Origin of the sequence: Iodobacter fluviatilis (assembly GCF_004194535.1) — a bacterium.
Taxonomy (GTDB): Bacteria; Pseudomonadota; Gammaproteobacteria; order Burkholderiales; family Chitinibacteraceae; genus Iodobacter; species Iodobacter fluviatilis_A.
On record NZ_CP025781.1, the window covers coordinates 232,683 to 255,945 of the forward strand.

General features: G+C 46.4%; 23 protein-coding genes. 9 read left to right on the forward strand and 14 right to left on the reverse strand.

The genetic code is table 11. The features are described 5' to 3' along the window. Positions 1–391 precede the first annotated feature (391 nt). Together C1H71_RS01080 and C1H71_RS01085 are read left to right on the forward strand one after the other, a co-directional pair. On the forward strand, positions 392–1,438 hold the full coding sequence (locus tag C1H71_RS01080) for a nuclear transport factor 2 family protein (protein WP_130104918.1): 1,047 nt from the start codon (positions 392–394) through the stop codon (positions 1,436–1,438). A 6-nt stretch (positions 1,439–1,444) separates the two neighbouring features. Next, complete coding sequence (locus tag C1H71_RS01085) at positions 1,445–2,710, forward strand: L,D-transpeptidase family protein (protein ID WP_130104919.1); 1,266 nt, start codon at positions 1,445–1,447, stop codon at positions 2,708–2,710. Between the two features lie 59 nt (positions 2,711–2,769). On the opposite strand, the gene tilS is transcribed toward C1H71_RS01085, so the two are convergent. The 3 genes from tilS to fliW form a co-directional block, all read right to left on the reverse strand. Beyond that, complete coding sequence (gene tilS, locus C1H71_RS01090) at positions 2,770–4,116, reverse strand: tRNA lysidine(34) synthetase TilS (RefSeq protein ID WP_130104920.1); 1,347 nt, start codon at positions 4,114–4,116, stop codon at positions 2,770–2,772. Further along, the gene (locus C1H71_RS01095) at positions 4,085–5,053 is read right to left on the reverse strand and encodes an acetyl-CoA carboxylase carboxyltransferase subunit alpha (RefSeq protein ID WP_130104921.1); all 969 of its coding nucleotides are present in this window, start codon (positions 5,051–5,053) and stop codon (positions 4,085–4,087) included. Before C1H71_RS01095 ends, tilS begins: the two co-directional genes overlap by 32 nt. Before the next feature lie 284 nt (positions 5,054–5,337). Then, positions 5,338–5,754, reverse strand: a complete 417-nt coding sequence (fliW, locus tag C1H71_RS01100; protein ID WP_130104922.1) for a flagellar assembly protein FliW — start codon at positions 5,752–5,754, stop codon at positions 5,338–5,340. Positions 5,755–6,168: 414 nt separating this feature from the next. On the opposite strand from fliW, the gene C1H71_RS01105 reads away from it, so the two are divergent. Both C1H71_RS01105 and C1H71_RS01110 read left to right on the forward strand, forming a co-directional pair. After that, positions 6,169–6,441 (forward strand): hypothetical protein, encoded by a 273-nt coding sequence (locus tag C1H71_RS01105; RefSeq protein WP_130104923.1) that lies wholly within the window; start codon positions 6,169–6,171, stop codon positions 6,439–6,441. A gap of 178 nt (positions 6,442–6,619) precedes the next feature. Further along, positions 6,620–7,411 carry a transporter substrate-binding domain-containing protein gene (locus C1H71_RS01110; RefSeq protein WP_130104924.1) on the forward strand — a complete coding sequence of 264 codons (792 nt, stop codon included), beginning with the start codon at positions 6,620–6,622 and terminating at the stop codon, positions 7,409–7,411. 171 nt (positions 7,412–7,582) lie between these two features. Here the strand turns inward: C1H71_RS01110 and C1H71_RS01115 are convergent, their stop codons facing one another. Further along, positions 7,583–9,592 carry a M13 family metallopeptidase gene (locus tag C1H71_RS01115; RefSeq protein WP_130104925.1) on the reverse strand — a complete coding sequence of 670 codons (2,010 nt, stop codon included), beginning with the start codon at positions 9,590–9,592 and terminating at the stop codon, positions 7,583–7,585. A 249-nt stretch (positions 9,593–9,841) separates the two neighbouring features. Between C1H71_RS01115 and flgM the strand changes: the two genes are divergently transcribed. Together flgM and C1H71_RS01125 are read left to right on the forward strand one after the other, a co-directional pair. Beyond that, entirely contained in the window at positions 9,842–10,129 is a 288-nt protein-coding gene (flgM, locus tag C1H71_RS01120; RefSeq protein ID WP_130104926.1) for a flagellar biosynthesis anti-sigma factor FlgM, read from the forward strand. A 1-nt stretch (position 10,130) separates the two neighbouring features. Then, the gene (locus tag C1H71_RS01125; RefSeq protein ID WP_130104927.1) at positions 10,131–10,610 is read left to right on the forward strand and encodes a flagella synthesis protein FlgN; all 480 of its coding nucleotides are present in this window, start codon (positions 10,131–10,133) and stop codon (positions 10,608–10,610) included. Between the two features lie 14 nt (positions 10,611–10,624). Here the strand turns inward: C1H71_RS01125 and C1H71_RS01130 are convergent, their stop codons facing one another. From C1H71_RS01130 to leuC, 6 genes are all read right to left on the reverse strand, one after another. Then, positions 10,625–11,122 carry a C40 family peptidase gene (locus C1H71_RS01130; RefSeq protein WP_262488362.1) on the reverse strand — a complete coding sequence of 166 codons (498 nt, stop codon included), beginning with the start codon at positions 11,120–11,122 and terminating at the stop codon, positions 10,625–10,627. Between the two features lie 18 nt (positions 11,123–11,140). Continuing rightward, positions 11,141–11,662: a GNAT family N-acetyltransferase gene (locus C1H71_RS01135; RefSeq protein WP_130104929.1), complete on the reverse strand. Its 522-nt coding sequence runs from the start codon at positions 11,660–11,662 to the stop codon at positions 11,141–11,143. 82 nt (positions 11,663–11,744) lie between these two features. Beyond that, positions 11,745–12,533, reverse strand: coding sequence for a glucosamine-6-phosphate deaminase (gene nagB, locus C1H71_RS01140; protein ID WP_262488363.1), 789 nt, complete (start codon positions 12,531–12,533; stop codon positions 11,745–11,747). A gap of 306 nt (positions 12,534–12,839) precedes the next feature. Beyond that, a complete protein-coding gene (gene leuD, locus C1H71_RS01145) occupies positions 12,840–13,478 on the reverse strand; it encodes a 3-isopropylmalate dehydratase small subunit (RefSeq protein ID WP_130104930.1) in 639 nt (212 codons plus the stop codon). Next, positions 13,475–13,603: an entericidin A/B family lipoprotein gene (locus C1H71_RS01150; RefSeq protein WP_130104931.1), complete on the reverse strand. Its 129-nt coding sequence runs from the start codon at positions 13,601–13,603 to the stop codon at positions 13,475–13,477. The genes leuD and C1H71_RS01150 overlap by 4 nt, the downstream gene beginning before the upstream one ends. A 12-nt stretch (positions 13,604–13,615) precedes the next feature. Next, entirely contained in the window at positions 13,616–15,031 is a 1,416-nt protein-coding gene (gene leuC / locus C1H71_RS01155; protein WP_188053478.1) for a 3-isopropylmalate dehydratase large subunit, read from the reverse strand. A gap of 121 nt (positions 15,032–15,152) precedes the next feature. Between leuC and C1H71_RS01160 the strand changes: the two genes are divergently transcribed. The 3 genes from C1H71_RS01160 (at position 15,153) to C1H71_RS01170 (ending at position 17,302) form a co-directional block, all read left to right on the forward strand. Next, positions 15,153–15,584: a ribonuclease domain-containing protein gene (locus C1H71_RS01160; protein WP_130104933.1), complete on the forward strand. Its 432-nt coding sequence runs from the start codon at positions 15,153–15,155 to the stop codon at positions 15,582–15,584. Then, positions 15,575–15,856, forward strand: a complete 282-nt coding sequence (locus C1H71_RS01165; protein WP_130104934.1) for a barstar family protein — start codon at positions 15,575–15,577, stop codon at positions 15,854–15,856. Before C1H71_RS01160 ends, C1H71_RS01165 begins: the two co-directional genes overlap by 10 nt. A 741-nt stretch (positions 15,857–16,597) precedes the next feature. Next, positions 16,598–17,302, forward strand: coding sequence for a DUF4214 domain-containing protein (locus C1H71_RS01170; RefSeq protein ID WP_130104935.1), 705 nt, complete (start codon positions 16,598–16,600; stop codon positions 17,300–17,302). Positions 17,303–17,467: 165 nt separating this feature from the next. On the opposite strand, the gene C1H71_RS01175 is transcribed toward C1H71_RS01170, so the two are convergent. The 4 genes from C1H71_RS01175 to C1H71_RS01190 are packed head-to-tail and all read right to left on the reverse strand — an operon-like array spanning position 17,468 to position 23,117. After that, entirely contained in the window at positions 17,468–20,197 is a 2,730-nt protein-coding gene (locus tag C1H71_RS01175; protein ID WP_130104936.1) for a translocation/assembly module TamB domain-containing protein, read from the reverse strand. Further along, positions 20,170–21,345 carry a hypothetical protein gene (locus C1H71_RS01180; RefSeq protein ID WP_130104937.1) on the reverse strand — a complete coding sequence of 392 codons (1,176 nt, stop codon included), beginning with the start codon at positions 21,343–21,345 and terminating at the stop codon, positions 20,170–20,172. The genes C1H71_RS01175 and C1H71_RS01180 overlap by 28 nt, the downstream gene beginning before the upstream one ends. Continuing rightward, positions 21,346–21,768 carry an autotransporter assembly complex protein TamA gene (locus C1H71_RS01185; RefSeq protein ID WP_262488364.1) on the reverse strand — a complete coding sequence of 141 codons (423 nt, stop codon included), beginning with the start codon at positions 21,766–21,768 and terminating at the stop codon, positions 21,346–21,348. Beyond that, entirely contained in the window at positions 21,720–23,117 is a 1,398-nt protein-coding gene (locus C1H71_RS01190; protein WP_130104939.1) for an autotransporter assembly complex protein TamA, read from the reverse strand. Before C1H71_RS01190 ends, C1H71_RS01185 begins: the two co-directional genes overlap by 49 nt. Between the last annotated feature and the right edge of the window lie 146 nt (positions 23,118–23,263).

Consider the following 23,263-nt stretch of genomic DNA (forward strand, 5'->3'; position numbering starts at 1 on the left):
TCCCTAATAAACACAATCTCATCCACAGACAATCCAGCATAAGTGTTTGATTCATAAAAAATACAGAACCGAGGCAAAGACCAATAAACTCATATTTTCTTGAGTAATTTGCAGCCAAAGCAAAAAGTAAACACCAAGAGCGATTCGATGAGCTGGCCGCCAGTAATAAATATTCTAATAAAGCGATCCTAAACTCAACAGCACCGCCAATAACCAATGTTTGCTGTGGGCGTATTTCAAATATGCTTAGCTCGCTACTGTCATGAGCAGATTGATAGAATCAAAAGCAGGATAGATATAATAGATAGGGGCAGGTTCATTACGGCAAGGATGCTCATTTTTTGTTAAACTCGCCCAAGTTAGCGCCTGACTCACTGTTTTGGACACACATATGACACTGCGTAGCATTGCCTTAGCCCTTGTGCCTCTTTTTTTATCTCTAAACGTACTCGCTGGGGATGCTGAGGATATTCAGCAGTTACTTAAATCCAAGCAACTACCACAAGCGCTAGATCGTGCAGACAAAGCCCTTGCTAAATCCCCCAAAGAGCCATCCATTCGCTTTTTGCGCGGTATTATTCTGACAGAAATGGGCAGAACCGATGAAGGCATCAAGGCCTTTACTCAGCTTTCTGCAGACAATCCACAGCTCCCTGAGCCCTATAATAATTTAGCCGTGATTTACGCTCAGCAAAACCAATTAGATAAAGCACGTGCGGCACTACTTATGGCCATACAAACCAACCCAGCCTATGCCACTGCGCATGAAAATTTGGGTGACTTATACGCTCGTCTTGCCTCTCAAGCTTACGATAAAGCACTGCAATTAGAGGGTGCCAATCCAGCCGTACAAACCAAATTAAAAATGGTTGGCAGCCTCTTTGGCACCCCAATTGCCCCAAACAAAGCTTCTACCGTAAAAGTAGCAACAGTCACTCCAACGACTAAACCAGCAAACGTTGCTTTAGTCACGCCAACCTCAAAAACATTGGCTACGCCAAGCCCTGCCCCAACCAACCCCACGGCCACGCCTGCACCTGTCATTAAAGCCACGCCGGCACCTACTCCAGCTCCTAAGCCAGAAGCACATGATACTGACAAGCAACAAGTTGCCGCTGCAGTTGAAAGCTGGGCGCAGGCATGGAGTAAAAAAAATGTAAACGGCTATCTCGCCGCTTATGGTAGTGATTTTAAAACCCCTGGTGGGCAAAAATTTAGCACATGGGGCGAAGAACGCCATAATCGCATTAGCAGCCCTAAATCGATCGAAGTCAAAATCTCAGATTTAAAAATAGAAATCAATGCTGACAACACAGCAAAAGCACGCTTTCGCCAGTCATATAAGGCCAGTCACTTATCTAGCACGACTGGTAAAACTTTAATTCTTGCAAAATCGGGTGGCCGCTGGCTAATCCGAGAAGAGCGAACAGGCTCCTAATCACGTATGCGTAGTTTGTTTATCTGGGGCAAGCGTAGTACTTGCCTACTTGCCCTACTGATGCTTGCTCCCCCTGCTCGCCCCATTGTTTCTAACCCAGCCAAACCCCAATTTTTGGAAGAGAAAATAGGTAGCGCGAGCATTGGCTCACCTGAACAAAGGATTTTGGCCGCGATAGACCATATTCGTAATGGCAGACTTGCGGATGCCCGCGCTACCGTCAATGCTTTACTACTAGAACAGCCCAATTATCGCCTCGCCCACCTGCTTTCTGGCGATCTATACGCGATGCGTACCATGCCACTGAATAACATTGGCGCAGGGTCGGGTAAGCTTGCGACGGATCAGCTTAACGATCTGCGCAAAGAAGCGCTTGCACGAATAACCAATCGCAAAACTAAAGAGCCTCAAGCACTGTTACCCGCTCATTTACTGGTATTTGCCCCTAGTCAGCAATACGCCATTTTGGTTGATGCTGCAGCATCTCGTATCTACGTATTTAAAAATGTCGATGGCGTGCCTAGCTACGTGACTGATCACTACGCCACCATTGGCAAATTAGGTGCGGATAAATTTAAAGAAGGCGACCAGCGCACACCACTTGGCGTGTACTTTGTGACTAGCCACCTTACCCGCTCATATTTGGATAAAACCCGTGGCGCTCAGGCTGATTTATATGGTGTAGGCGCTTGGCCTATTTCTTTCCCTAATGAGATCGATAAAAGCGAAGGCCGCACGGGCTCTGGCATTTGGCTGCATGGCGTTCCCGCCAATACTTACGCACGTGCGCCTTGGGCATCCAATGGCTGTGTGGCCATGACCAATGAAGAAATGCTCGATATTGCACAATACATTCAAATTGGCCAAACACCTGTGGTGATCGTTCCCAAAGCAGAATGGGTAAGTAAAGTGGAATGGCAATCAAGGCACGATGCCGCGCTTAGCCTGATTGACGGCTGGCGCGAAGAATGGGAATCACTTAAAACTCAGCCCTATTTAAACCGCTACGCTAAGCAATTTAAGAGTGATGATGGGCAAGACCTTGCCACTTGGAGCCACCAAAAAACCTTGGTAAGTGCAGGCAAACGCTGGAGTAAAGTCCACCTTGATGAGCTCAGCATATTCACTAGCGGCGGCCCTAATCCGCGCTTAACCACCAGCTTTAAGCAAGATTATCGCAGCAACAACCTAGATAATCAGATGAAGAAGCGGCAATACTGGCAACAAGAGGATGGCGCGTGGAAAATTATCTTTGAAGGCGCAGCCACTTAAATCGTATCTACTCAAAAAAGCCCCACGTCTTTAAACACTTAGGGCTTTTTTGAGATCTTTCATTGCTGCTCACGCCACAAAGGAAGAAACCCAGCTTCGCCTTTATCGGCCTTAAACTCGCTGGCCACACCCAAACCGGGCACCGCAGCCAACACCCCATCCAAATAAATAAGCGGGCAAGCCTGTCTTTGCCATGGCGGCACTTTTGCTTCTTGATAAAGCTGTTTTAATGCGCGGCTTGGACCATCTTTAACTAGGCGCAAAGATTCCCCTCCCACGCGTGGGCGTAATTCCAACATCGCTTGACTAAGCCGTTCTGCCGCGATGCCCTGCTCACTTGCTTGCCAGCTAAGCACCCCATGCCACGCATCCACCTTAGATTCCATGACCCAAGGCAATGCAAGCCTCTGACCCATTAGAATTTGCGCTGGTGTGATAAAGAGCTGGTGTTGATAGCGCCTAATCGCACGATCGCGCCAAAGTAAAGCGGGTTGAGCATCCTCATCGGCATCAAACGCCACCCGCAGTAATTCCTCAAACGCCCGCGTATCCAGCTGCAGCCCGTAGCGAGCCAGCCAATACCGTAAAACATTACGTAAACGCAGCGGCGATAAAGCCACGCGCAAATCAAATACATCATCCTGCACGGCATGCACTAAATCCACAGCAGCAAGCTCCTGTAGCAAATCATCGGCCTCTGCCGCATGCAACGCCACACGGGTCAACGTAGCATTTGCACTAGGCCAAACTGTTTCTAGCTGGGGAATAATTTGATTGCGTAAGAAATTTCGGTCGTAACGCGAATCCTGATTACTCTCGTCCTCAACCCACTCCAAATCATGCTGCTTGGCGTAATCAGCTAAATCCTGACGAGTAGAGCCCAATAAAGGCCGCAAAATGCCCATCTGAGTATTTTGCATGCGCCACTCAGGCATAGCCGCCAAACCACGCAAGCCACTCCCGCGTAGCAAATTGAGGAGCACCGTTTCTGCCTGATCATTTTTATGCTGAGCCAAAAGCAGCACATCGCAAGCTTGCCGCTCAAATGCAGCATATCTTGCGGCCCGCGCCGCGCCCTCCACGCCCATCCCCTTATAAGGCAAGAGTGTAACCCGCTCCACCGCGCACTCCACCCCCAGCCGATTACATAGCACTTGTACAAACTGTGCCCACGCATCTGCGTTGACCGATAAGCCATGGTGTACGTGAATGGCGCGCAGCAGAAAACGCTCGCGGCATACGGCAGCAAGCAAATGCAATAGCACAACGGAATCGAGCCCACCCGACAAACCCACACAAAGAATGGGCTTATCAGATGGGCTCATAGAAAACAAACGGCGTTCGAGTATTTGCTCTACCCGCAGAGACAACGCATCAGGAAACAGACTCTTCCTTAAACTTGCCATAGCTCATCACTCTTTCAAACCTTGCGTCCAATAACTCGTCGAGAGATTTAGATTGCAAGTGCTTCAAAGCATCGGTGAGGTTTTTCTTCATGGTCACCATCATTTGCTGATAGTCACGATGCGCACCACCTAAAGGCTCAGTAATCACTTTATCAATAATACCCAGCGTTTTTAAACGGTTGGCGGTAATACCTAAAGCTTCAGCCGCCTCAGGGGCTTTTTCTGCGGTTTTCCACAAAATAGACGCGCAGCCTTCTGGCGAAATCACGGAGTAAGTAGCGTATTGCAACATCTGCACCACATCCCCCACCGCAATCGCTAAAGCGCCACCTGAGCCGCCCTCACCGATCACCGTACAAATCACCGGTACTCGCAGCTTGGTCATTTCAAATAAATTACGGCCAATCGCCTCGGATTGCCCGCGCTCTTCAGCGCCGATCCCAGGATATGCACCTGGCGTATCAATAAAGGTAATCAGCGGGATATTAAATTTTTCCGCCAGCTTCATCAAACGCAAAGCCTTGCGATAGCCTTCTGGGCGTGGCATACCGAAATTACGGTACTGACGATCTTTGGTGTCACGGCCTTTCTGATGCCCAATGACCATCACCGATTGGCCATTAAATCGAGCTAGACCGCCGATAATCGCCGCATCATCGGCGTAACTTCTGTCACCGTGCAACTCTTCAAAATCTGTGCACAGCGCCTTAATATAATCAAGCGTGTATGGCCGCTGCGGATGGCGGGCCACTTGCGAAATCTGCCAAGAAGCCAGTTTCGAATAAATCGTTTTGGTTAATTCCTGGCTCTTTTTTTCAAGATGGCCAATCTCTACAGAGATATCAACGGCGGAATCGTCTTGAACGAAGCGCAATTCTTCGATTTTGTTCTCAAGCTCCGCGATCGGCTGCTCGAAATCGAGAAAGGTCGTTTTCATGCTGCTCTCCTGCTGCGCGCGACTAATGCAGCCTTAATTAACAGGCTACCGAAAAAATTCGTGGATCATACAGCAAGCAGAGCAAGCACCCAAGATGCTCGCGCCCCGAATATTTTCTGAATTCATCACATCCGCGCTAGTCCTTTGTTTCATATAGCAACTTTGTTTAGACCAGCTTAGGAATAAATCGCCTTGCTTTCATAAAATCCATCTGCAAATCAAAGCTCTAATGCATCATATTGGCCAGTTCTAAGCGCCCAAACAAGCGTTTAGAGCTATACAAATCAGCTGCGAAATACAATATCCGCCCGGATGCCGACTTTCTGCAGTGCTTTACGACTTTTAATATTAAGCACCACCGGCGCCTGGGTATTAGCCGTGATCTCACGCCCTTCTTCAAACGGGCGAGACAATAATAATAGTAAGATCGCATCTTCAGCATGCTCAAGTTCAATCAAAGCACATTCTTCATCACTCAGTTCTACCTCATAATTCAGGCCAAGATGCTCCACCTGCACCAAACTAAAGCTTAAATCCGCGTCATCCAAAGACTGCAGCCAGCGTACTCGAGGATTGGGCTGTTCTTCATGTAGCAGTTTATAGCGTGTGCAATCTTCAAAGCCTGGCATACCTTGAGGGAAAGTCAGCACCGTTTCCGGATCGATATCTATCTCGCCAAAACGCGTGTTTAATGTTTGCATGATCTCAACCTATATGACGTTAAAAAATAGACCTACATAGCAAAAACCAGCGCAGTAACTACGCTGGTTTATTCTGCCATCTTACCCCTAGCAACCATTATATTGAGAGGTCTGCGCATTACATAGTGCAGGGCAGACACTAGCAGCCTGTCGGACTTAGCATCAGTCAGCTGCAAAGTCACCTGATCGGCCTATATTTCACCAGCTTTTTGACCAATAACTCGTTATTGGCGCTGCAAATCCGGCAAAATCTGGTCTCAATCAGGCGATTTTTCGCTTCGACCGTCTAAGTCCGACAGGCTGCTAGTGTCTGTTGACGTTTCATTCGCTATTGCGCTGAGCCGGAAGCAAGTGCTTATTACAGGCGAGGTAGTGGCTTATTCTTTATAAGTCATCTTTATATAAGCAGCACCAATGACAGCGATCCTCAATAATATATTTTCCTTTCAAGAAGAAAACGCCACCACAACATGCCATTCAAATAAAGCTTACTCGCCATTGGTAACAGCCTCATTGCTTACATCACCCCATCAATCAAGCATAGATGGAACGCTGAACGGCAACAGCGTAATTATCACCGCAAAAACAACCCAATTGATAAGCAAACCTAATCATTTATGCCTTACCTTTAAACAAACACAAGTTGTGTGCAATAAAAATCACATGCGCATCAAAGAAACAAGATAAACCTTCATTTTTTTACCAATTCATGTATAAAATGAGAGAGTTCTCAGAGGATAAGCAAGTTGTCATTCCTAATGGCTCACTGTTTTTCTAAATAAATATGGCCATTTCCCTACTATTGGCCCATTCAACTTTTGAAAAATATCATCGCTGACTCAATAAACGGTGATCAAGGTTATTTATGCTACGTATATTTATCGCAAGTTTATTAAGCGCCATCAGCCTGATGGCCCATGCCGATTTGCTCGACACCATCAAAACACGTGGGGTTTTAGTCGTAGGTATATTGCCTGATAACCCTCCCTTTGCCAGACGAAATGACAATCAAACCTTTTCCGGTTACGACATTGATTATGCATCCCTCATTGCAAAAAAAATGGGCGTTAAACTACAAGTACTGGATTTAGACCCTAGCCATCGCATACCAAGCTTAAAAGCTGGCAAAGTAGACATTTTAGTCGCTGCTTTTACTAAAACGCCTGAGCGTGAGCGCGAAGTAAGTTGCAGCTTGGGCTATTTTGTAGCTGCACAAAAAGCATTAATCCGTAAAGGCCGGTATCCAACGTCCGACTCCCTTGCCAATGCCCGCCTTGGCGCATCCAAAGGGACAACAGGCGAAAGCATCTCACGTAAGCTTTACCCTAATGCCAGCATGACCACTTTTGCGGACATACCTGAGGCTACTCGCGCACTAGATCAAGGCACTATCGACGCAGTCATGAATGACGAGCCAACTTTGGCTGCGGCATTAAACAAAATGCCAAACAGATCGCAGTACGAGATTTCAAATTTCTCTAACGCCACCGAAATTCTAGCCATTGCGACTAAATTAGGAGAAAAACGCCTAATGAACACCGTGAACGAATTATTAATTGAGTCAGAAAAAACCGGCGAAGCAGAGCAAATCTTTAATCGCTGGTTTGGGCCACAAACTAGCACTCCTTTCCCCCGTACTTTCCGCATTCAAGGCTAATCAATTGTAAAAAAACTGCAGGCAGCCAGAATACAACAACGCACGCTGCAATTTTTTTAAGCAATAAAAACGGCGGCAGGTCCTGTTTTTAAAACAGGATCTGCCGCCGCAGTAACATCTAATCCCCCATCAATAAGGCCTCTAGAATTCTGATGCCTTATTGATCTACTTTTACCAGATGCGGATCCGCTCCGAGCTTGGCTTGTACATCGCATCACCTTCTTTCACACCAAATGCCTCATAGAAAGCATCACTATTGACTGCTGCGCCATTGGCTCTAAATTCACCAGGGCTATGGGGGTTACTCAAAAGTAATTGCAAAGTCATCGGCTCACGCATTTTGCTAGCCCATACTTGACTCCAGCCTAGGAAAAAACGCTGCTCACCAGTACGCCCCTCAAGTTTAGGTGAGGGCTTGCCCCCCAAGGACAGCTGATAAGCTTTATATGCCACTGCCAAGCCTGATAGATCGGCAATATTTTCACCTAAGGTAAGTTGCCCATTCACGTGCTTACCTACAATAGGCTCGTAGGCATCGTATTGAGCCACTAATTTATTGGTGAGCGCTTTAAAAGCATCACCGTCTTGCTTTCCCCACCAATTGACTAAATTACCATCGCCATCAAATTGGCTACCTTGATCATCAAAACCGTGCGAAATTTCATGTCCAATGACGCCGCCGATGGCACCGTAATTAACCGCATCATCGGAGAAAAAATTAAAAAATGGCGCTTGTAAAATGGCCGCAGGAAATACAATCTCATTCATACTTGGATTGTAATAAGCATTTACCGTTTGCGGCGTCATCCCCCACTCTTTACGATCAATAGGCCTACCTAGTTTTGCAATTTTACGCGCAAATTCAAAACGTTGTGATCGTTGCAAATTACCCAGCAAATCATCGGCTTTAATTTCTAGCTTGGAGTAATCGACCCATTTTTCTGGATAGCCTATTTTCACCGTAAATTTAGCCAGCTTTTCCTGAGCTTTCACCTTGGTTGCCAGGCTCATCCAAGTGAGATCTTTAATAGAATTACGATAAGCGACCAACAGATTATTAACCATCACATCCATTTTAGCTTTGGCATCAGGACTAAAGTATTTAGCGACGTATAACTCACCCACAGCCTCACCCAAACTGCTATTGGTGGCCGCAATGGCTTTTTTCCAACGAGGCTTTTGCTCTGGCACCCCTGATAATGCTTTACCATAAAAATCAAAGTTTAAGTCCGCATAGGCCTTTGGCAAGGCATTGGCATATTGATCTAATGCTTTAAATTTCAACCAAACCTTTAATGTAGCAATAGGTGTATTAGCTAAAATATCACCCATTTCCCTAATATAGCTAGGCTGAGAAACAATGACAGCCTCTGCTTTACTTGTCACGCCCATCGCCTGCCAATACTCCACCCATGCAAAATGAGGGGCAAGCTGAGTTAATTCAAGCTGCGTTTTTTTATTATAGGTTTTATGAGGGTCGCGATTTTCAACTTTAGTCCATTGCGCTTGTGCCAATTCAGTTTCAAACGCCAATAAAGCTGTCGCATCAACCGTTGATTCACCCGATAATTTCAGTAATTTTTCAACATAAAGGCTTAGTGCAGCCCGTGCTGTAACAAACTTAGCATCAGGCTTGGAGTAATAATCACGGTCTGGTAGGCTTAATCCAGATTGATTGACATTAACAATGTAGTTTGCTGAGTTTTTTTCATCTTGCCCAATATATAAAGCAATAGGCGTGCCAATACCCAAGGATGTAAATGACGCAAATACTGAGGCTAACTCCTTATGGCTTTTAACACCATCAACCATAGATAAGGTTGCTTGTAATGGTGCTAAGCCACGCTGCTCGATAAGCGTTTCATTCATATAGCTTTGATACAAGTCCCCCACTTTTTTAACGGCAGATCCGGCTGCGCCATTCTGGCTTGAGGCCGTTTCTACAACAGTGTGAACTTGTGATTCAGCAAGGTCTCTTAGAATTAAAAAAGAACCATGTGATGATTTATCCGCAGGAATTTCAGTATTTTTTAACCAATTACCATTTACGGCAAGATACAAATCATCTTGCACTCGGACATTTTTATCAAAGCGCTCAACATCCAAACCAGAACGAGATGCTGCTTGTGCACCGAATGCCAAAGCGGCGGCAATAAGGGTTAAAACAAATTTTCGTTTCATTCAAAATCCCCATCAATGGACACATCGGCTTATTTAAAAGCTTTGCATGATAATTAGTTTAAGTAATCTAAAGCATATAATGCCCTAAGCCTGTCCGAACGTGAAAGATAATCAATAAAAAACAATAAAAATACATCAGAGACGCCTTATATGCAGGAAGATTACTAAAGTTTTTACGATTTGCGTCGATACTAGGCATAATGACAGTAATAGCAAGTCACACTGGCCGGTGACGAAGGAAGACATACCATGAAAATCGACTCATCAAAACCACTCAACCCAGCACTCAACCGCAATAATGATCGCGTTCCAAATAGCGGAGCGGGTAGTACAGAGCATAGCGCAAGTGTAGATAACGTAACAATCAACCCACTTGCGGCAAAGCTGAGTCAAATTGAGCAAAGTGCTAAGCCCTCTTTTGATGCGGAACGCGTTGAATCGCTCAAAAAAGCAATTAGTGAAGGGCGTTTTACCGTGCGTACCGAAGCGATTGCTGGCAAAATCATTCAGAGCGCACAAGAACTACTAGGCAAGTAAAATGACATTAAATACGGCACTGCCGTTAGATACCTTGATCCCACTTTTGGATCAGGCAAAGTGCAGCATGGAAGAAATGCTTGGCCTACTGAAAGAAGAGCAAGAATTTTTGATTGGCAATCAGCTGGATCAGTTGATGTCACTCACCCAAAAAAAACAAAGCACCGCACTCGAGGCTGAGCAAGCCGGCTTAGCGCTAAGCCATTTTTTTGCCAAACAAGGCCTTAGCCCAAATAGTGATATAAGCGCATGGTTTAGCACGCAACTGCCTAGCGCACTAATTGAGTGGCAAGCCTTGATAGAAACCTCGCGCCAAGCCTCAGCTTTTAATAGCAGCAATGGCAAGCTTATAGAAACCCGTCAGCATCTAATCAATGCCTTTATGCAGCAGCTACTTGAAGCCAGCCACAATAGCCCGCTGTATTCACCAGATGGCAAGCTCACAGCCTTGCCCCAAGGCCAACGGCGCGATACTGCATAGCAGCCATTACAATGCTAGTTTTGCGCCAGCAAGCTACGCCCACCTTCAAAACGCTGAGCAAAATACGGGCTAGATAAAGATTCCACTCTGATTTTCCCCTTGGATGATGGCGCATGAATAAAGCGACCATCCCCCAAGTAAATCCCCATATGTGAAAAAGATTTTCCTAAGGTATTAAAAAACACCAAATCCCCTGCTTGCAATTGATCTATGGCAACTGGGCGCGCTAAATTCGCAATTTGTGCAGCATTATGGGGCAGCACTGCACCCACGGCATTTTTATACACAAAACTCACCATGCCGCTGCAATCTAAACCTGCTTCAGGGTTATTCCCACCAAATTGATAATTCACATCTAATAAGCCCAAGGCATACATCACCACTTCCAATCCAGCACCTTGCGCTTGAATATTATTCAGTGATTTAGATACGGGATAAGCCGTTTTATTTTTTTGTGGCGTGCTACTGCACGCACTTAAAAATATAATCGCCAGCAATAGAATCTTTTTCAAACTCAACCCCTCCCTTGATTAACCATCAATAGGATATTCCGGTGTTGCCAAAATAAGTTGGTAAAATGCCAGATCTAGCCAACGGCCAAACTTAAAACCAGATTCTTTAATCGTGCCCGCATGAATAAAACCATGCTGCACATGCAAAGCAATGCTAGCGGCATTATCGCTGTCGATTCCGCCAATCAAGGTGTGATATCCCTGAGCTTTGGCTTGTTCAATAATAAGCAGCAATAGTTTTTTACCTAGGCCTTGCCCTCTATGCTCTGGGTGAATATAAATGGAATGCTCAACCGAGTATTTATAGGCGGGGCGTACACGAAATGCACCATATGACGCGAATCCAACTAAAACACCCGCATCATTTTCAATTCCCACCACAGGCAATTGGTTACTTTGTTTATCCTCAAACCAAGCCACCATACTGGCCAATGGTCTTGGCGTGTAATCATACAGCGCCGTAGAGTTTGCAATAGCTTCATTAAAAATATTCAGTATTTGCTCTGCATGTTGAGCATAGTTGCAAGAAACCACCTGCATATTTTATTCCATTCACATTCAAATAAAAAAAACACCTCAGGACTAAAACCCTTGGTGTTTTATATACCAGACTACGACAAAATTAAGAATGTGAACGCTTATAATGCACGTCGCAATCCGTTAATACGATTACCCGTGGATGCGTCTGCAAAAAGGAAGCAGGTACTTGGGTTGTGATTGGGCCATTTAAAGTGCGATCAAGGATATCCGCTTTTTCAGCACCTTTTACCACTAATAGAATTGATTTTGCGTGCAAAATAGAGCCCATACCCATAGTTAATGCGTGGGTTGGCACTTCATCAATACTATTAAAAAAGCGTTTATTTGCTTCACGAGTCTCTAGCATTAGAGTCACTTTATGGGTAAAACGAGATAGAGCTTCATCTGGCTCATTAAAACCAATATGCCCATTATGCCCAATACCCAAAATTTGCATATCAACCAAGCCTTTTTGATAAATCAGCTCATCATAACGACGACCCTCTTCATCTAAATCTTCAGCATTGCCATTTGGCACATAGGTATTTTCTGGCTTAATGTCGATATGATTAAATAAATGGCTTTGCATAAAGCTACGATATGACTCTGGATGCGTCACTGGCAAGCCAGCGTATTCATCCAGATTAAAGGTTGTCACCTCCTTAAAACTGACCAAACCTTTCTGGTAGCTTTTTACGATTTCCTGATAAATACCTACCGGGGTGCTGCCCGTTGCCATTCCCAAAATAGCATTCGGCTTTGATCGCACAACAGACAGTAATAAATCTGCACCAACGCGGTTTAATTCACTTTGATCTTTAAATTTATGCAAAATCATGATTGTAGGTATTCCGAAATAAGTAAAACAACCTGGGGTCTGTTGACGTTTCATTCACGGCTGCGTTTGGCCCAGTTTTAGGGCTGAACAAGGAGAAAATGGCGACATGGTACGAGTACCATGAGCGATTTTTAACTTTCGTTCCGCCCCCCAAAGGGGCTAAACCCGAAGGGCTGAGTCGGAAAAGGGCCATTCACTGCGTTATGCTCCTTGGCAATAACCCGTTATTGCCTTCGTCACATGCCTTGTGCTTGGCCGTTTTCCGGCTCAGCGCGATGGTGAATGAAACGCCAACAGACCCTAGATACTATACGCAGATTGATGGCAGTTGTTGATGTAAAGCATGCCAAAAGCAATAAATCAGGCAAATAACCAAGGTTGATCAATACGGCGCTGATTCTCAAAGGCTTTAATTTCATCAGCATGGTGTAAAGTCAAACCAATTTCATCCAAGCCATTCAGCAGACAATGCTTACGGTGGCCAGTCACATCAAAACTAAACACCTGACCAGATGGGCTAGTTACGGTTTGAGCCTGTAAATCCACATTTAAGCGATAGCCTACACTGGCTTCACTTTCAGCAAACAACTGATCCACCAACGCGCCATCCAGTACAATCGGCAGTAGGCCATTTTTGTAGCAGTTATTAAAGAAAATATCAGCAAAGCTGGGAGCAATCACCACACGGAAACCGTAATCATCAATCGCCCACGGTGCGTGTTCACGGCTTGATCCGCAACCAAAATTATCTCTAGCCAGCAGTACTTCTGCACCCTGATAGCGCGGGTAGTTCAGCACGAATTCAGGATTAAGTTGGCGCTGGCTGTTATCCATACCCGGCTCGCCGTGATCCAAATAGCGCCATTCATCAAACAAATTTGGGCCAAAACCCGAGCGTTTGATCGATTTTAAAAATTGCTTGGGGATAATCGCGTCGGTATCAACATTAGCCCGATCCAGCGGGCAAACTAAACCATTTAGTTGCGTAAATGCTTTCATTTATTGGCCGCCTTTTCGATGGCTTCGCCACCTTTTTTAATATCTTTACCCATACCCGACACGGTATTACATGCGGTCAGCCCAAGCATAAGAAACATCAATAGCAGCGTTGTGATTCGTTTCATGGTGATTTCTCCTTAAGCCAGCTGGCGCACGTCAATAAAATGACCAGCTATCGCCGCCGCTGCCGCCATTTCTGGGCTTAGCAAATGCGTACGACCGCCTTGGCCCTGACGGCCTTCAAAATTGCGATTGCTTGTGGATGCGCAGCGCTCACCTGGCTCTAGGCGGTCAGCATTCATTGCAAGACACATTGAGCAGCCTGGCTCTCGCCATTCAAAACCTGCCGCAATAAAGATTTTATCCAGCCCTTCGGCCTCGGCCTGTGCCTTAACAAGTCCCGAACCTGGCACGACCAGCACCAGCTTGACATTTGCAGCCTTGGTTTTACCCTTGGCCACGCCTGCGGCGGCGCGCAAATCCTCGATGCGTGAGTTAGTACAGGAGCCGATAAATACTTTATCAATCTGAATATCGGTCAGCGGCGTATTGGCAGCAAGGCCCATATATTGCAGCGCGCGCTCATAGCTACCGCGCTTAACTAAGTCAGGCTCATTTGCTGGATCTGGCACACGGCCAGAAATGCCCAATACTTGCTCAGGGGAGGTTCCCCATGTCAGCTGCGGCTCGATCTCGGCGGCATCGAGTGTAACGAGCGCATCAAACACTGCGCCTTCATCCGACACCAGTGTTTTCCAGTGTGCCACAGCGGCATCCCATTGCTCGGCATTCGGCGAATAAGGACGGCCTTTTAGGTAATCAATCGTTTTTACATCCACGGCCACCATACCGGCACGCGCACCGGCCTCAATCGCCATATTGCATAGCGTCATACGGCCTTCTATCGACAAGGAGCGTATCGCTTCACCACCAAATTCAATGGCATAGCCGGTGCCACCTGCCGTACCCACCTTGCCGATAACCGCCAGCGCCACGTCTTTTGCTGTGACACCACGGCCCAGCATGCCATCAACACGGATCAACATGGCCTTGGATTTTTTAGCCACCAGCGTTTGGGTGGCCATCACATGCTCAACTTCAGAAGTACCAATCCCGTGTGCAAGGGCGGCAAATGCGCCGTGCGTAGAGGTATGGCTATCGCCGCAAACCACGGTCATGCCTGGCAAGGTTGCGCCAACTTCTGGGCCAACCACGTGCACGATACCTTGTTTCTGATCTTTAAACGGGTAATAAGCCAACGCGCCAAATTCTTTGATATTGGCATCCAGCGTTTCCACCTGTAGACGTGAGATGGGATCTTGAATCCCCTTATCCCAGTCATTAGTTGGCGTATTATGATCAGCAGTCGAGACAATAGAAGACTTGCGCCACAGGCCGCGACCCGCTAACTTTAGGCCCTCAAAAGCCTGTGGGCTGGTCACTTCATGCACCAGGTGACGATCTATATAGATAAGGCAAGTACCGTCGTCCTCAGTGCGAACGACATGCGAGTGCCAAAGTTTGTCATAAAGTGTCTGAGCCATGGCAATCATCAAAAAAGTCAGGGCCTAAGAAACTAGCATAGAAGGCACTTTGCCACAACCGCGTAAGCAAGACTTATGCTGATGCAGTTTAAATAAACACATTAAAATTTAACCCTGAAAAGGAAATTTAATGCACCGATCATTAATAGCCTTGCTGCTACTGAGCTGTGGTCTGGCTAACGCGGCTTCCTGCCAGAGTGTGGCAGAAAATTTAAACCGCCAGCTACGCCCAGCAACCAACGCTAACGAGCTCACCAACATCCTAAAAAGCCTCAATCAAACCGGCCAGCTACCCGCCAAATTTGTTAAAAAAAGAGATGCTCAAGCGGCTGGCTGGCGGCCAGGCTCTTCTCTCTGGCAAAGCCTGCCTGGCAAATCGATCGGCGGGGACCGCTTTGGTAACCGTGAAAATCGTCTGCCACGCAGCCAGTATCAAGAAGCAGATTTAGACTATCAAGGCGGTAAACGCGGCGCTAAGCGGATTGTCTTCAACAAAAACGGCCCGCGTTTTATTACCGTCGATCACTATCAAACCTTTACCGAGGTGGCAGCATGTCAATAACTCAGAAAGTCGTTCTCAAGCATCTCAGCAAGCAGGCCGATGTTTATCAGCAACTGGCCGAGCAGCTCGATTTCCCTACTGATTTTGTGAACAACCTTGATGCGCTTTACGACGAGCTAAGTGGCAATCTAGAAGGCCCGATCCAAATCACTTGGCAAGATGGAGAAGAAGCAAAAGTGGCGCTGGGAAGGGAAGATTACGAAGCGCTGCTGGCGGTATTTAACGACACCATGCTAGAGCGGGACGATTTTACATTTATCCTTAAACCTTAGCAGCCTGTCGGACTTAGCATCAGTCAGCTGCAAAATCACCTGATCGGCCTATATTTCACCAGATTTTTGACCAATAACTCGTTATTGGCGCTGCAAATCCGGAAAAATCTGGTCTCGACCATGCGATTTTTAACTTTCGTTCCGCCCAAAAAATGGGCTAAACCCGAAGGGCTGAGCCCGAAAATGGCCATTCACTGCGTTATGCTCCTCGACAATAACCCGTTATTGCCTACGTCACATGCCTTGTGCATAGCCGTTTTCCGGCTCAGCGCAATGGCGAATGAAACGCCAACAGACCCTAGCAGCCTGTCGGACTTAAGCGATCGTAGCGAGGGAAAGACCGGTTTGAGACAGATTTAGCGGGTTTTTGAGGCGAATAGCTGGCTATTCAACGAGAAAATGCGTGAAATCTGGCCAAATCCGGCTTTTCCGTAGTAGATCAGTCTTAAGTCCGACAGGCTGCTAGGATTAAGCTGCTGGTGTATTTACCTTGAAATGGCGAATATAAAACCAGCAGTGACTAACATTCTGCACTGCAGCAAAATAGTCAGAATCACACAAAAAACTTTCCTATAATGAATCTTTGAGCGTATAGAGCACGCTGTCAATCCTGCCGTTTAAGTGTTGGTAGGGTAAGCAATTCTTACCCATACTACTAACGATGCTTCCATCTTAAATTGATAAAAAAAGCACTCTATCCGATAAGACACTATACGTTTTCTTCCGCATTAAGGAGGCAGTATGGATTTTGATTACCAGAAATATCCCAATAAAATCAATATCGGCTGTGGATATGATTTAAAAATTGGCTTTCTGAATATTGATTTAAACGCTTATCACCAGCCTGATTTAGTTGCCGACTGTACTCGGCTTGAATGTCTACCCACCGGCTATTATCAGTATATTTTAGCTAATGACATACTCGAGCATATTCCTCGTTTAAAAACCCGCAGCACACTAAGGGAATGGAGCCGATTACTAAATATCGGGGGCACGCTAGAGTTACAGATTCCAGATGTAATCGGCTTATTAAGCCTACTCAAAAAGCCAGAAAATCAAACGCTTGAAAAACACGAAGAATTATTGCGCTGCCTATTTGGCACACAGTGTTATAACGGCGACTTTCACTTTATTGGCTTCACTGAAATCACCATAAAAAGTGCTCTACTTGATGCAGGCTTTACCACCACCAGCTTAGAACCTCTAGACGGTTGGTTATTTAATGTTAAAGCCATCAAAACTCAAAACCCTACACACGATGGCCTAATTGATATTGAAAAAGACGACGACTTCTTATTTTCCGCTTTTATGCAATTACTAAAAAGAAAACCAGACCACGACGGCTTTGTTCACTATAAAACACAACTCAGCAAAGGCATGGAAAGAGAAGCTATTGTAGAAAATATCAAGGGGAGCGAGGAATATCTTATGCTAAAAAAAATATAAGTGCTGTCTTAGGCATTTAATTTAACCTACATACACAAAATTTAAACGGATTAACCTAAATCACCCCTAAAAATTAAAGCAGACTTATTTTAACTGGCAATAAGCAAAGGCCACCTCCATCTTTAATGTAGGTGGCCTTTGCTTTAAAAAAACACCGTTTAAACCTCAATCAAACGTAAAGGTGTAATAAGCATCACCGGTTGTTTCATCTGTTCCCACCCTAGACACCAAGGACCAGCCTTTAGAGAGCTGCCAAGTAAACTTCACCGCATCACGTAGGCCGTTCACGCTTTTTTCTAGCGAGACCCTTACGTTTTTGCCGAGCTGTTTACCCACCGACACCACTTGGGTAGAGGTACCATCCTTTTCTTTTTGACTACTAAAGCCCACAGCATCCAAGCCAACCTGCCCTAAAATCCCTTCGGTAAAGCTAGGACCACCATCGCCAGAGGTGAGTAAGGCATTGGCCACTTGCAGCATAAGAGCGCTATCTGATTTCTCCATGCTATCTGAGCCATGCCCAAACAAGAGCCAGCTTAGTTTTTCATTATCTGGCATGCCTGGCTCTGAATAGAGCTGTACCCGTGGCCTTAGCGCGGAGCCAGATACTTGCACCCCTGCGGCAACCTCTTGCCCACGGCGCATAGCGAGAATATCAAGGGAAGGGTTATCGATTGGCCCCTGAAACGCGAGAATACCGCGCTCAATATCTAGCTTCTGACCATAAGCGCTGTAAGTGCTATGCACATTGCCGCTATTTTCGGCCACTTGCACCACGCCAGTGGCCGTTGGTGCTTGATTGGCCTGTGTGCGCAAACGGAGCAAACCTGTTAGGCGGGCATCCAAGCCATAGGCGCGAAAGCGAAAGCTATTACCTAGATCAAGATCCATCTGCAGCGTAAGCTTAGGCCCTGCTTCAACCGGCGCTTTTGCCCTACCCTTGATCACCACATCATCGGATAAACGCGGCACATCATTGGATTGAAAGCGTATATCACCTTCATCTGCCCTTAACCTACCGCTCACGCTCAGTGCTTTGTCTCTAAGACTAATATCGCCTTGACCTGACATCACCACCAACATATCAGCCTTGCTAATCAAAGTGAGCTTATTAGCAGTCACTTGTGCCGTAGCACTTGGGCTAGGACCAGATAAATCAAAGCTCCCCTTAGCCTCTAAGTTGCCTTGCCCCCCTTTAAATTGGAATTGCTGCAAAACGATCTGCCGCTTATCCAGAGCGACTCTCACCTTACCGTCTTGCAAGGCAAGGCCTGTTGCAGAGTCGCGAATCGATAAATTATCGCCATTCACAAAGCCCGCCCACTGCTGATCTACGAGCAAACCAGAATGGCGCACTTCAAAGCTCCCCTTACCGCCCAAGCTTAAATCAGGCCCAAGTAGGGGGCCAAGCATGGCCAGCTTAGGCAAATCACCTTTCACTAAAATATCAACGGGAGAGTGCTCAACCAAACGCCAATTCACCGCATCCACTAACGCTTTGCCACTGGCCTGCACCTGTCCAAAACGGTCTGAGCTAAGACTACTTTCCAGCTTAATCACAGATTTTTTAGCATTGATTTGGAGCTTAAAATCTTGCAAATGAAATTTTTGTGGCACGATACTCGCGTTGACGTATTTTAAATCGCCCGATTGGCGGTGGATTTCCAGCGCCCCATTGAGGCCCCCCTTGGATTGTAGATTCCAACGCCCACCCAGCATTAAATTACCGATCAGGTCTTTTTGCCCAAGTAACGGCAACCATTGCCCTACAGAAAGCTGCTCAAGATCGCCTGCGGTATCCAAAGCGCCATCATTCCAAGAGAAGTGTTGCAGGTGTAAGCGTGTATCCCCCATGAGTAAACGAGCATCACCAAGACGCAATAAGCCTGCGCCCGCCTCTAAAGGTAGAGGATCAGCTAAATTCACCTCAAGAGGTTGCCTTACCTGCAAAGACTGCATCATGCCACGCCATGCCCACTGCTCGTTTACCCCGCCATCTAAGGTGGTGGAAAGATCAATCAGTTGCTCTTCTTTTTTGCCCTGTACCTGCAAAGTGGCATGGTGCTTAGCACGGCTTCCATCCACCTTAAAGCTGAGCTTTTGTAGCAGCACACCCGCAGCTTTAGCATCAATAACTTCGGCATGAAGCTGAAATGGGCCTTTTAGATCAGATTGCAAATGCGCATCGATCTGAGCTTGGTTAACCGACACCCCAAATGGCGTTTGCAAGCTATGCAGCGACAACTGCGCAGCAATCTGCGGATTAAGTAGCTCGCCCTTTAACTGCGCATCGCCACTGGCTTTACCCGCAAAACCAGGGCCAAACAGCTGGAGTTGTGGCAAGTTAAGCTTAAGTTTAAGTGTGTCATTAGCGCGCCCTAAAGCCCCATCGACATCGACTCGATTTGTGCCCAATGCTAACCATAAATCGGCATTGGAGACGCGGGTTTCTTCTAGCCTTAATTGCCCTTTTCCACTCAATACTTCACCGTTAAAACGGCTATCTTGTAGGCTGTAATCCACATCCGCCCGCATCACCGGCAGCAAAGCACCCGCTAGTTTAAATTGCCCAGTGATCACACCCTTAGGGCTATTCACAAATTCAGCAGGATTAATCCCAGCAAATTCACCATTGAGTTTGAAATCGTTTCTGGCAACGCCTTTGCTATCTAATAAGCCAAACTCCCCCTGTAAAGATACGCGGCTATTAGCGCGGGATAATTTAGCGCTACGCAGTGCAATACGGCGCTCGTGCTTAGGATTTAACCAGCCCATATTCAGATCAAACGCCACTTTGCGCTGCTGGTCTTCCAATTTTGCCAGCACATCAGGGGCCAACCAGGGCCCGTGCAGCTGAATTGTCCCACCTAAAGACGCAGGGGCTGGTGCGACCATAGTTTTGCTGGGTCGATTTTGGCCAATTCAAACTGCAGCTTCATTTGCCCTTGGCTCACCAGCCCTGAGCCCTTAATCTGGCCTTGCCCCAGTAAGCTAAGTACCGCAGATTTAATAGTCAGCGCTTCTTTTAAATAGCTTAGCTTGCTGCTAATTTGAGTAAAAGGCAGTCCCCCTTGATCGATCGTCAAAGGCATGGCGTTTTTTACTTCCAGCACGCCACTACCCGCCTGCTCCCCCAGCGGAATCATCGTCAAAGACACATCCAGCATTGCCTTAGGCAAGCTAGGCATAAGCGCCGCAGGATTAAGCTGCTGCAACTCAATTTTGCCCTCGCTGAGTAATTGATAGGTGTAAGGCGCAAACACGTCTAAACGCGCATTAATCAGCGCTTTAAGTTGCTCACTTTTAATGTCACCCTGCAATTGCAATTTACGCAGCTCACCGCTGAGTTTGACTTGCGAATTCAAAGGCTTATTTTCAACCTTACCCTGCAGCGACAATTGCCCTGAAGTCGTAAAAGGTTGAGTCCCTAACAAGGCTAAATCGCCTTTTATTGTGGCATCTGCCTGCGGTAATTTCAGCCGAAGCTGATCCAAAAAAAGCTGATGAAAACGACCATTACTGGCTAGTTTTAAACGGATTTTTTCGATGTCAGGTGAGCCCTTTATACTTAGACGATCAATACTGGCCCGCTCAATATGTAAGCCGATCGGCAGAGTCATACTCTCGGGTGGAGGCGAAGGAAGCTTATCTGGCGGGCTAGGCTTTATATTCAGCTCCAAATGCCCAATGGTTAAATCATCCAGCGATAAATCCCGCGCCAATAAGCTATACGGGCTCCACGCGAAGCTTACCTTATCGATCGCCAGCTTCATCTCTGCGGTATCAACCACCAAACCACGTAGGGCAAAATCAGACCATAAAGAGCCATCAATGGCATGCAACTTGACCACACCACTGTGGTTCACCTGCTTAACCAGCCAATCACGGCCCATTTGTGAATCAAAGAAGGCCAAAGTTGCCGTTAACACAAAGACTGGCACAATGAGAGCAAATAACAACAGACCAACTAATCTACGTAATAATGAGGATCTAGATTTTGGGATTTCAGCGGGAGCAGTCTGCTCGGGGCTATTGGGCTCCATTTAGAATGTCACTCCCATCGTGAAATGCACTCGAAATTGCTTCGCTTCAATAGCATGGGCCACGTCTATACCGATCATGCCAACAGGACTCACCCAACGCGCGCCCACACCGACCCCTGTAGAACCTTTCCAATCTTTCCACTGATCCGCCACCCCACCATGATCCACAAACACCGCCCCTAACCAATCTTTGTAGATTGGCTGTTGATACTCTAAAGAACTCACGGCCAACACTCGCCCAGGCACCGTTGATCCGCCCAAGGAAATACCTAAACTTTGATAATCATAACCTCGCACTGAAGATGAACCACCAGTACGAAACAACCAATCAGTTGGCACATTTGTCACTTCTTTAGTAAACGTTTGACCTAGCTCTAGGCGGCCAACAAACACGCTTTTTTTGCCAATCGGAAAATATTGCACACCGCGCCCGTAAAGCTGTGCGAAGGTTTCATCAGATAAAACCCCTTTAATTGCCCCGCCCCCTCCAAGGTAATCACATTACCTGAACGAGGGTTTCTGAGGCGATCCACATTGCGTCTCACCCATTGATATTTGGCGGTTAAAGACTGTGGATCAAACACCGTGCCATCATTGAGTTCACTACGCTCGATTTGGTATTCCAGCCTAATTAAGCGATCAATGTTTTCTGATGTGATACTTCTAGAAACCCCAGTCTTCCATTTATCAATGGCTAAGCTTTGAATATCTTCACGGGTATAGCTGGCATACACCCTATGCTCATAGCCCGAGGTAAAACGAGGGAAGGTAACCCCTGCACTGAGCGCCTGCTCTTTTTGTTCTAAGCGCAAACTACTATCAAAAACCCATGCCCTATCCATTAAATTTAAGTAGCGATAATTAAACGAGCCGCGTACACCGGTATTGGTGCTGTAGCCCAAACCCGTACTAATTTTGCTTAATGGAGATTCTTGTACTGTAACTTTTACCGGCGCAATAAAAGGCGGATCTGTAGGTAAATCTACATCCACCAAGACCAAAGAAAAATGCGGTAGGTTTTGTAAATCGGTTTGCAGGTCAACTAGATCTTTACGGCGATACTCTTCCCCCTCATGAAATTCAACATTATTGCGAATTAGCTTTTCTGTGAAGCGGGATAATCCACTCACTTCTAATGGGCCATAGGTATAAGCAGGGCCACTATCCAAATCAATACTTAAATCCACCGTTAAAGCCTGCGGATCTACACTGGCTTCAGAGCGAACCATTTTAGCCGCTGGGTAACGGCGGTTAAGCAAAGCGCTTAATGCACGGCGCTTACTATCATTCCAAGCACTTTGCTTAAAGATACTTCCTACTGGCAAAGACCACGTTTGCTCACGCCGCTCAAACAGTCGCTGTACTCGCACCTCATCTTCATCAATCGCGCCCATATAATTCACATCAATATCGCGCACGCGGCTTGGTTCACCGGCTTTAACATCTAAGCTCACCACGGCAGGCTGCACCGTTTCATCCAATTTGGCACTCACCACCGGCGAAAAATACCCTTCTGTAGCCAGCAAGCCCGATACCGATTCCGCAACCGAATCCAAAAGCCGCTCAAGCTGTTCTCGGGTAACGCGCCTTTCACGCTGCCAACGCGCTAAATCTAAGTTTTTTTCTAGCAAATCATGAAAATTATTGGTAGTGGTTATTTTTAAAACGTAGGGAAATGAGACGTTTTGCTCTGCTTCAGCAGGCGCTTCCACGTCGGCATATACCACAGCGGGAACAACAAGAGCTAAAGCACACAATGAACGAGCAAACATAAGCAAAATATTCAATAGGATCAAGGCCGCTACTTTACCGCATGGCAAGCACTGATGGCATTTGTTTCAGACATGAGATCAAGCAAAAAATACCTAGGTGTATTTTTACAAAGATAAAACGCCCAAATTGTAGGCAAAAAAATAGC

What these genes read in the sequence shown, in the direction of transcription:
- C1H71_RS01080 (WP_130104918.1), top strand. Translation starts at nt 392, where the DNA reads ATGACACTGCGTAGCATTGCCTTAGCCCTTGTGCCTCTTTTTTTATCT.
- C1H71_RS01085 (WP_130104919.1), top strand. Translation starts at nt 1,445, where the DNA reads ATGCGTAGTTTGTTTATCTGGGGCAAGCGTAGTACTTGCCTACTTGCC.
- tilS (WP_130104920.1), bottom strand. Translation starts at nt 4,116, where the DNA reads ATGGCAAGTTTAAGGAAGAGTCTGTTTCCTGATGCGTTGTCTCTGCGG.
- C1H71_RS01095 (WP_130104921.1), bottom strand. Translation starts at nt 5,053, where the DNA reads ATGAAAACGACCTTTCTCGATTTCGAGCAGCCGATCGCGGAGCTTGAG.
- fliW (WP_130104922.1), bottom strand. Translation starts at nt 5,754, where the DNA reads ATGCAAACATTAAACACGCGTTTTGGCGAGATAGATATCGATCCGGAA.
- C1H71_RS01105 (WP_130104923.1), top strand. Translation starts at nt 6,169, where the DNA reads ATGACAGCGATCCTCAATAATATATTTTCCTTTCAAGAAGAAAACGCC.
- C1H71_RS01110 (WP_130104924.1), top strand. Translation starts at nt 6,620, where the DNA reads ATGCTACGTATATTTATCGCAAGTTTATTAAGCGCCATCAGCCTGATG.
- C1H71_RS01115 (WP_130104925.1), bottom strand. Translation starts at nt 9,592, where the DNA reads ATGAAACGAAAATTTGTTTTAACCCTTATTGCCGCCGCTTTGGCATTC.
- flgM (WP_130104926.1), top strand. Translation starts at nt 9,842, where the DNA reads ATGAAAATCGACTCATCAAAACCACTCAACCCAGCACTCAACCGCAAT.
- C1H71_RS01125 (WP_130104927.1), top strand. Translation starts at nt 10,131, where the DNA reads ATGACATTAAATACGGCACTGCCGTTAGATACCTTGATCCCACTTTTG.
- C1H71_RS01135 (WP_130104929.1), bottom strand. Translation starts at nt 11,662, where the DNA reads ATGCAGGTGGTTTCTTGCAACTATGCTCAACATGCAGAGCAAATACTG.
- nagB (WP_262488363.1), bottom strand. Translation starts at nt 12,533, where the DNA reads ATGAAACGTCAACAGACCCCAGGTTGTTTTACTTATTTCGGAATACCT.
- leuD (WP_130104930.1), bottom strand. Translation starts at nt 13,478, where the DNA reads ATGAAAGCATTTACGCAACTAAATGGTTTAGTTTGCCCGCTGGATCGG.
- C1H71_RS01150 (WP_130104931.1), bottom strand. Translation starts at nt 13,603, where the DNA reads ATGAAACGAATCACAACGCTGCTATTGATGTTTCTTATGCTTGGGCTG.
- leuC (WP_188053478.1), bottom strand. Translation starts at nt 15,031, where the DNA reads ATGATTGCCATGGCTCAGACACTTTATGACAAACTTTGGCACTCGCAT.
- C1H71_RS01160 (WP_130104933.1), top strand. Translation starts at nt 15,153, where the DNA reads ATGCACCGATCATTAATAGCCTTGCTGCTACTGAGCTGTGGTCTGGCT.
- C1H71_RS01165 (WP_130104934.1), top strand. Translation starts at nt 15,575, where the DNA reads ATGTCAATAACTCAGAAAGTCGTTCTCAAGCATCTCAGCAAGCAGGCC.
- C1H71_RS01170 (WP_130104935.1), top strand. Translation starts at nt 16,598, where the DNA reads ATGGATTTTGATTACCAGAAATATCCCAATAAAATCAATATCGGCTGT.
- C1H71_RS01175 (WP_130104936.1), bottom strand. Translation starts at nt 20,197, where the DNA reads ATGGTCGCACCAGCCCCTGCGTCTTTAGGTGGGACAATTCAGCTGCAC.
- C1H71_RS01180 (WP_130104937.1), bottom strand. Translation starts at nt 21,345, where the DNA reads ATGGAGCCCAATAGCCCCGAGCAGACTGCTCCCGCTGAAATCCCAAAA.
- C1H71_RS01190 (WP_130104939.1), bottom strand. Translation starts at nt 23,117, where the DNA reads ATGTTTGCTCGTTCATTGTGTGCTTTAGCTCTTGTTGTTCCCGCTGTG.